The following is a 5,832-nucleotide window of genomic DNA, read 5'->3' as shown; positions in this document are numbered from 1 at the left end:
GCTGAAATTCGTGCGCCATCAAATGGATAAGTTCAACGGTCTTATACCCCACGTCATGCCCTATTGAATCGTTTATGAGTGGCTCAAAGGTTACCTAGCTTGCGCTTTTATATCTATAGTTCGGATATAAAATCAATTGAATAAATATCACATATGTCGTGATAATCCGCCTCTTTCTTAGACTAGAATCACACGACAAGGTTATCGATTCGCACTAAAGCGAACGATAAATACATTCCAATCGTCTTTTCTTGGTAACAGCTCAATAGAGGCGTTGTGTAGTGTCGCGATGTCTTTGCAGATCGCCATTCCAAGCCCCGCACCATCGCCTCGATCTGACTGACCTCGATAGAAAGCTTCAAACAATCGCTCACGGACTAAAGAAGAAATGCTTTCTCCATTGTCTGACACTTTTACTTCTATCACGCCATTTTGCTCACTCATCACCACACGAATTTCACTGCCTTGTCCTGAGTAGCGGATGGCATTGTCGATCAGGTTTCTGAACAATACTTCGACTAAGGCTGTATCACCAAGAAACTGACTGGCACTGCCTTCTAAACATATGTCTTGTTGCTGTTTAAGTGCCAAAGGTGCCAAGTCACCAATCACACGTTGCAACAAAGCATTGAGATCAACAGTATCAATCGCTCGCTCCGAAGCACTGTCAACTTTAGCTAAAGTTAGCAACTGTTGGATTAAGCGGTCTGTGCGCTCTATGCCAAGCAATATGTTGTGCAAAGCTTGTTGCTTTTGCTCTGGCTCATCCGTGGAAAGTGCGTTCTCCACATTGAGTCTTAATATGGTAAGCGGCGTTTTCAGCTCATGAGCCGCAGCACGCGTAAAGCGTTTTTCACGCTGCCATGCTAGATCAAGTTCTTCCAATAGCGTGTTGAGTGCATCGACTAATGGTGCAAGCTCCACGGTGTGATCTTTTACATGGATTCGATCAAGATGGTGAGCATTTCTTTGCGCGATGGCAGTGCGCAATTGATCGATGGGTCGAAGATATTTGGCGATCAGCCAAAGAAGTACTGCCAGCAGGGTTGGCAATAAAAATAGCTGCTCAATCGAAGTGGACAACGCAATTTCGTTGATAATTTCTTGTCGGATCTCGTGCTTCTCTGCCACAACAACATATTCATTGGTTCCTTGTTCATCAACAAACGCTAGTTGAAATGTTCGCCATGACTCACCAGCGATCTCTACATCAGAAAATCCATTGCTTTGCGGCGAAGTCGATAGCGCGGGCAACTCTTCTATCGAACTCCACACCAATTCTGTGCGGCTAAAAAGCTGAAAGACTAGGTTTTGTTCGTACGGGTGACCATACTCAGTGCCTTCGTCATCGTCTTTAGCCAGTTTGCTAATGTTGTCCATCCAGCTATCGAACTGATCTCGATGATTGATGAGTTCGTTTTGGTTCTTGGATAAAGATATCGCGAGAAGAAGCAGTTTCGCAGACTGACCTAGACGCGCATCATATACCTCTTCGACCTCATGCTTGGCTGACTGAAAGCTAAAATAGAGCGATACCATCAGTAACACGCTCACCAAGATTGTCACGGACAGTGTCAGTTGGCGCTTAATTGAATAAGGCGCTTGTCGTTTGAAAAGGTTATTTTTCAAGAATGTACCCTACTCCACGGATGTTTTTAATCGCAATATCAGGCACCTTTTTGCGTAGGTTATGGATATGAACTTCTATCGCATTGTCACTGGCTCCCTCATCCCAGCCATGCAGGGATTGTTGCAACTGATCTTTACTCTGAACACGACCCGCATTGGTCATTAAACCCGCCAAGATCTTAAACTCGTTACGGGTCAGTTTCAGTGGTGAGTCCGCAAAACGAATGCAATGTTCCGACAACGAAAGACTCAACTGACCAACAACAATTTTTTCGTCCGCGCAGCCCGATTGGCGACGAATCAGTACACGCAACCTTGCGAGCAACTCTTCAAGCGCAAAGGGCTTGCCGAGATAATCATCCGCACCACCATCCAAGCCTTGAACACGATCGCGTATATCATCTCGCGCAGTTAATATCATAACGGGTAGTTGGTAACCTTCACGACGAATGGCTCGCAATACCTGTAATCCATCTATATCTGGCAGAGTCAGATCTAAAATCACCGCGGTAAACGCCTCTGTTTTTAGTGCAGTAGTAACCCCTGCCCCCTTATCTAGCCAGTCTACCGTGTAGCCATTGCGACTTAGCGATGTCACCATCGATTGCCCCAACAGCGCATCATCTTCTACCAGTAATAAACGCATTCGTTATCTCAGTCTCGCCATTGTTATTTCGATCTCTTTTTTACGCCCTTCATCCGCCAACTGGCGGTTAGCCCTTGGTTCTGCTTGTAGCGCTTTCATGAGGTAAGCTTTTGCTTCTGCTTTACGTCCATCTTGCGCAAGAAAGTCACCATAAAAATAGTTGGGATCGATACCTTTAGGATTGATCTCTAACGCTTTTTTTAACATTTCTTCCGCTTTTTCGTCATCTCCGAAACCAATCGGCCAACCAGGTACTTTATAGTATAAAGATCCCAAACTGGTATAGGCGGAACCATTTAACGTTGCCGGTGATGTATCAATAACCTGCTCTAGCAACTCTTTCGCCTCTTCCGCTAATGATAGCGCTCCTAAACCACCTTTTGCTCCCGCCAATGACGCTTTATTGATCGCTAACCAAACTTTTAATTCCGGATCGTTCGGATTCGAGCGTAAGTACTGGTTATTTTTGCTGATCAATGCTTCAAGGCATTGCTGTTTGTCCTTATCTTCTGGCGTGTTGTACTGGCATAGAGCCCACTCTTTTTGCACAGTCTGTATTTGTGCCTCATTCGCATTAGCCAGTGAAGCCCAAAGCCCTATCGACATAATTCCTATTAGTTTGATGTTCATGTTACTTCCCTCACTAATGACTAACGCGGTTAACGTACTGATTAATGGTTTCTTTCTGCTTATTAATCGCTGATGAAACCACACCTGGTAAAATTTGATTTATGCGAACAAATAGCTTTTCGGGCCAGCCGATCCATTTGGCACTGGTCTCTTTTTCGATCATGCTCTGCACGTGCTTAGCAACGCGTTGAGGAGAATCGACGGCATTGCCGAGCTTTTGATTCATCTGATTCACAGCACTACTATTCAACGCGGTATCAGTGGCTCGCGGCGCCAAATACAGCACTCGAATACCGCTACCGTTCAGCTCGCGATCTAAAGATTCGCTGAACCGATGTAGCCCCGCCTTAGCCGCGCAGTAGGTCGTGTATCCAGGATAACCAATCGAACCAAATGTAGAGCCTATATTGAGCATCACACCCGGCTGAGAGATAGATCCAATCAAGGTTTGGCAAATCATGATTGGCGCGACTAAGTTGAGATTAATTTCTTGCTCGATTTGCTGTGGAGATTTACCGCTCAATAACGCAAAATCATTACAGCCCGCATTGTTAATCACGGCATTGATTCTACGGCGCTCTCCAATCGCGCGTTTAACTAATAAGGACAGGCACCATAAAAAAGTAACAGACAAGTCAATTACATACATTACCCCCATCGCTGCAATTTTCTCACTTTACCTGTTTTCTTGTGATGTTTCTTCACTCACTCTTATCCAACAGAACAAGGAGGGTAAATCATGACTACACCGCGAAAACAGCAAGTCAGTTTAGAGGCCACACGTTACTATCACTGTATATCTCGTTGTGTTCGGCGTTCATTTTTATGTGGTTATGACACGCAGCACAAACGTGATTACGAACATCGAAAATCATGGGTTGAGAAGCGGATACACCTTCTTTCTCAAATTTACACCATAGATGTGTGCGCCTATGCCGTCATGAGTAACCACTACCATATTGTCGTGCATATTGATAAAGAACGGGCATCCACTTTAACCGCTCATCAAGTTATCGAGCGTTGGGAAAGGCTGCATAATCTTCCAATACTCGTTGAAAGGTTTGTACAAGGAGACATCTCATCCGAAGCCGAATTGGGTGCAGCGCACGCGATTATAGAGTCTTGGCGCCAACGTCTTTATAGCTTGAGCTGGTTTATGAAAGAGCTTAATTTTGAAATTGCGCTAAGGGCCAACCAAGAAGACCAATGCAAAGGGCACTTTTGGGAAAGCCGCTACAAATGCCAGGCCTTGCTCGACGAAAAGGCTTTGTTAGCCGCGATGGCCTATACCGATTTAAACCCTGTCAGGGCAAACATTGCCCATACTCCAGAGCAGTCTCCTCATACTTCGATAAAACTGAGATTGGATGCCATTGCCAGCCATCAATTAACACCAGAATCTCTAGCGCCTTTTATTGGTGCCCCTTCCAATGACATGATTCCTGGCATTCCTTTCCGATTGGTTGATTACATCGAATTGGTAGACTGGAGTGCGAGGCAATTCAGGCAGGGAAAAGCGAGTATAAATAGAAAGCTCCCACCAATTTTACAGCGGCTATCCCTTTCTCAGTCAGAATGGTTAAAGGTCGTTACCCAGCTAGAATCTAAGCGTGTGTTTTACATAGCGTCACGCCACACTCTGAACCACTTCAAGCCTAATTTGAATAAACAAAGGGTGCACGCCTTTCAAATTGAGTGAACCTGAATGAACTCAGCATTTAAAATGCCTACCGCGCGATTGCTTTGCTACGCCGCATCAATTCTTCACTTCGCATTTTTCGTTATATTAGCCAATAAAATCATCAGTAGTTCATGAGTGATGGTTGTGTTGGCTGAAAATATGGATAGTGCAACGACTTGCTGACTTGCTGGTCAATATTCTTTATGGTGCCTGTCCTTGTTATTCTTCCTACCGCGCGATTGCTTTGCTACGCCGCATCAATTCTTCACTTCGCATTTTTCGTTATATTAGCCAATAAAATCATCAGTAGTTCATGAGTGATGGTTGTGTTGGCTGAAAATATGGATAGTGCAACGACTTGCTGACTTGCTGGTCAATATTCTTTATGGTGCCTGTCCTTGTTATTCTGTCATATTCTGTCAGGTGTCCAGGTAATAGTGATACCATTATCCAACTCAGCAATAAAGTGTTGCCATCGAGCGCCAATTTGAATGTTGCCATCGAGCGCCAATTTGAAGGTATATGTTATCTGTTAAAAAACGACTTAACTCTTAAAAACAAGCAATCAAAAATGTCCAATTAATGCGAAAAACACAAACCTAATCAATGACTTCACATATTGAGATATCACTTTCAACCTTTTGAAAGGTATAGCCAATACAGGCTTCTATTTCAGACAATTGAGCAGGAGATACATCTGCGCAATTCCCCTCTAAAGCAAACCCAAAAATCCTCAATACATCATCACCGGATAAACCTTTCAGCTCAATTTCCATTACAAGTTCTTCAGTGTCTTTACTGTAGAAATTTAATTCATACATAACTATTTCTCCACTTTTCTCTTCGGATCCTTAGGTTTAGTTTGCTCTCCTGTCTCATGGTCAAACTCACCTATATGGTTACCATTTTTATCATATACTTCCACTTTACCGTGTTGGGAGTCCCATTCATAAATTCGCTTTTTATCTTTCCATCTCGGTCTTTTTTTGCCGCCACCTTGCACATATGTTTTCTCTTTGGCTTTTTTAGCTTCAGGGAATGCAGGTAATGGAGGATTCCCTCTTGGAGCTGGTACATACTTAAGGTTCGTAGCTGAACCCGAGGTAGGTTTGTTGAAAACAAGGTAAAGAGGAGGCAACCCAGCATCCGCAGGGAAGATGACAATATATTCGGCTAGATCTTCTTCTGGGTAGAGAACCGTGCCAATTTCTTGCTCATGCTCTTCAATTGGGTGAACCAAGATATT

General features: G+C 43.9%; 7 protein-coding genes. 1 reads left to right on the top strand and 6 read right to left on the bottom strand.

Annotated features, from left to right (window positions below):
- Nucleotides 1–201 precede the first annotated feature (201 nt).
- The 4 genes from ACQEXR_RS19555 to ACQEXR_RS19540 are packed head-to-tail and all read right to left on the bottom strand — an operon-like array spanning nucleotide 202 to nucleotide 3,554.
- The gene (locus ACQEXR_RS19555) at nucleotides 202–1,629 is read right to left on the bottom strand and encodes an ATP-binding protein (RefSeq protein ID WP_427020965.1); all 1,428 of its coding nucleotides are present in this window, start codon (nucleotides 1,627–1,629) and stop codon (nucleotides 202–204) included.
- On the bottom strand, nucleotides 1,619–2,275 hold the full coding sequence (locus tag ACQEXR_RS19550; RefSeq protein WP_269377557.1) for a response regulator: 657 nt from the start codon (nucleotides 2,273–2,275) through the stop codon (nucleotides 1,619–1,621). Before ACQEXR_RS19550 ends, ACQEXR_RS19555 begins: the two co-directional genes overlap by 11 nt.
- Nucleotides 2,276–2,278: 3 nt before the next feature.
- A complete protein-coding gene (locus ACQEXR_RS19545) occupies nucleotides 2,279–2,905 on the bottom strand; it encodes a tetratricopeptide repeat protein (RefSeq protein WP_331428373.1) in 627 nt (208 codons plus the stop codon).
- 13 nt (nucleotides 2,906–2,918) lie between these two features.
- Nucleotides 2,919–3,554: an SDR family oxidoreductase gene (locus ACQEXR_RS19540; RefSeq protein WP_427020964.1), complete on the bottom strand. Its 636-nt coding sequence runs from the start codon at nucleotides 3,552–3,554 to the stop codon at nucleotides 2,919–2,921.
- A gap of 90 nt (nucleotides 3,555–3,644) precedes the next feature.
- Between ACQEXR_RS19540 and ACQEXR_RS19535 the strand changes: the two genes are divergently transcribed.
- Nucleotides 3,645–4,604, top strand: a complete 960-nt coding sequence (locus tag ACQEXR_RS19535; protein ID WP_427020963.1) for a transposase — start codon at nucleotides 3,645–3,647, stop codon at nucleotides 4,602–4,604.
- A 581-nt stretch (nucleotides 4,605–5,185) separates the two neighbouring features.
- On the opposite strand, the gene ACQEXR_RS19530 is transcribed toward ACQEXR_RS19535, so the two are convergent.
- Nucleotides 5,186–5,407, bottom strand: a complete 222-nt coding sequence (locus ACQEXR_RS19530) for a DUF7683 domain-containing protein (protein WP_331428653.1) — start codon at nucleotides 5,405–5,407, stop codon at nucleotides 5,186–5,188.
- A 2-nt stretch (nucleotides 5,408–5,409) separates the two neighbouring features.
- Nucleotides 5,410–5,832: colicin E3/pyocin S6 family cytotoxin (locus ACQEXR_RS19525; RefSeq protein ID WP_427020962.1), on the bottom strand; the 423-nt coding region annotated here is incomplete at its 5' end.

The sequence above is a fragment of the Vibrio sp. TRT 2004 genome (assembly GCF_050113735.1).
Lineage (GTDB): Bacteria > Pseudomonadota > Gammaproteobacteria > Enterobacterales > Vibrionaceae > Vibrio.
This window is presented reverse-complemented; position numbering and strand designations above follow the sequence as displayed.

Bases quoted from the DNA above. Each gene is read 5' to 3' on its own strand.
- ACQEXR_RS19550 (WP_269377557.1), bottom strand. From the start codon at position 2,275: ATGCGTTTATTACTGGTAGAAGATGATGCGCTGTTGGGGCAATCGATG.
- ACQEXR_RS19535 (WP_427020963.1), top strand. From the start codon at position 3,645: ATGACTACACCGCGAAAACAGCAAGTCAGTTTAGAGGCCACACGTTAC.
- ACQEXR_RS19545 (WP_331428373.1), bottom strand. From the start codon at position 2,905: ATGAACATCAAACTAATAGGAATTATGTCGATAGGGCTTTGGGCTTCA.
- ACQEXR_RS19540 (WP_427020964.1), bottom strand. From the start codon at position 3,554: ATGTATGTAATTGACTTGTCTGTTACTTTTTTATGGTGCCTGTCCTTA.
- ACQEXR_RS19530 (WP_331428653.1), bottom strand. From the start codon at position 5,407: ATGTATGAATTAAATTTCTACAGTAAAGACACTGAAGAACTTGTAATG.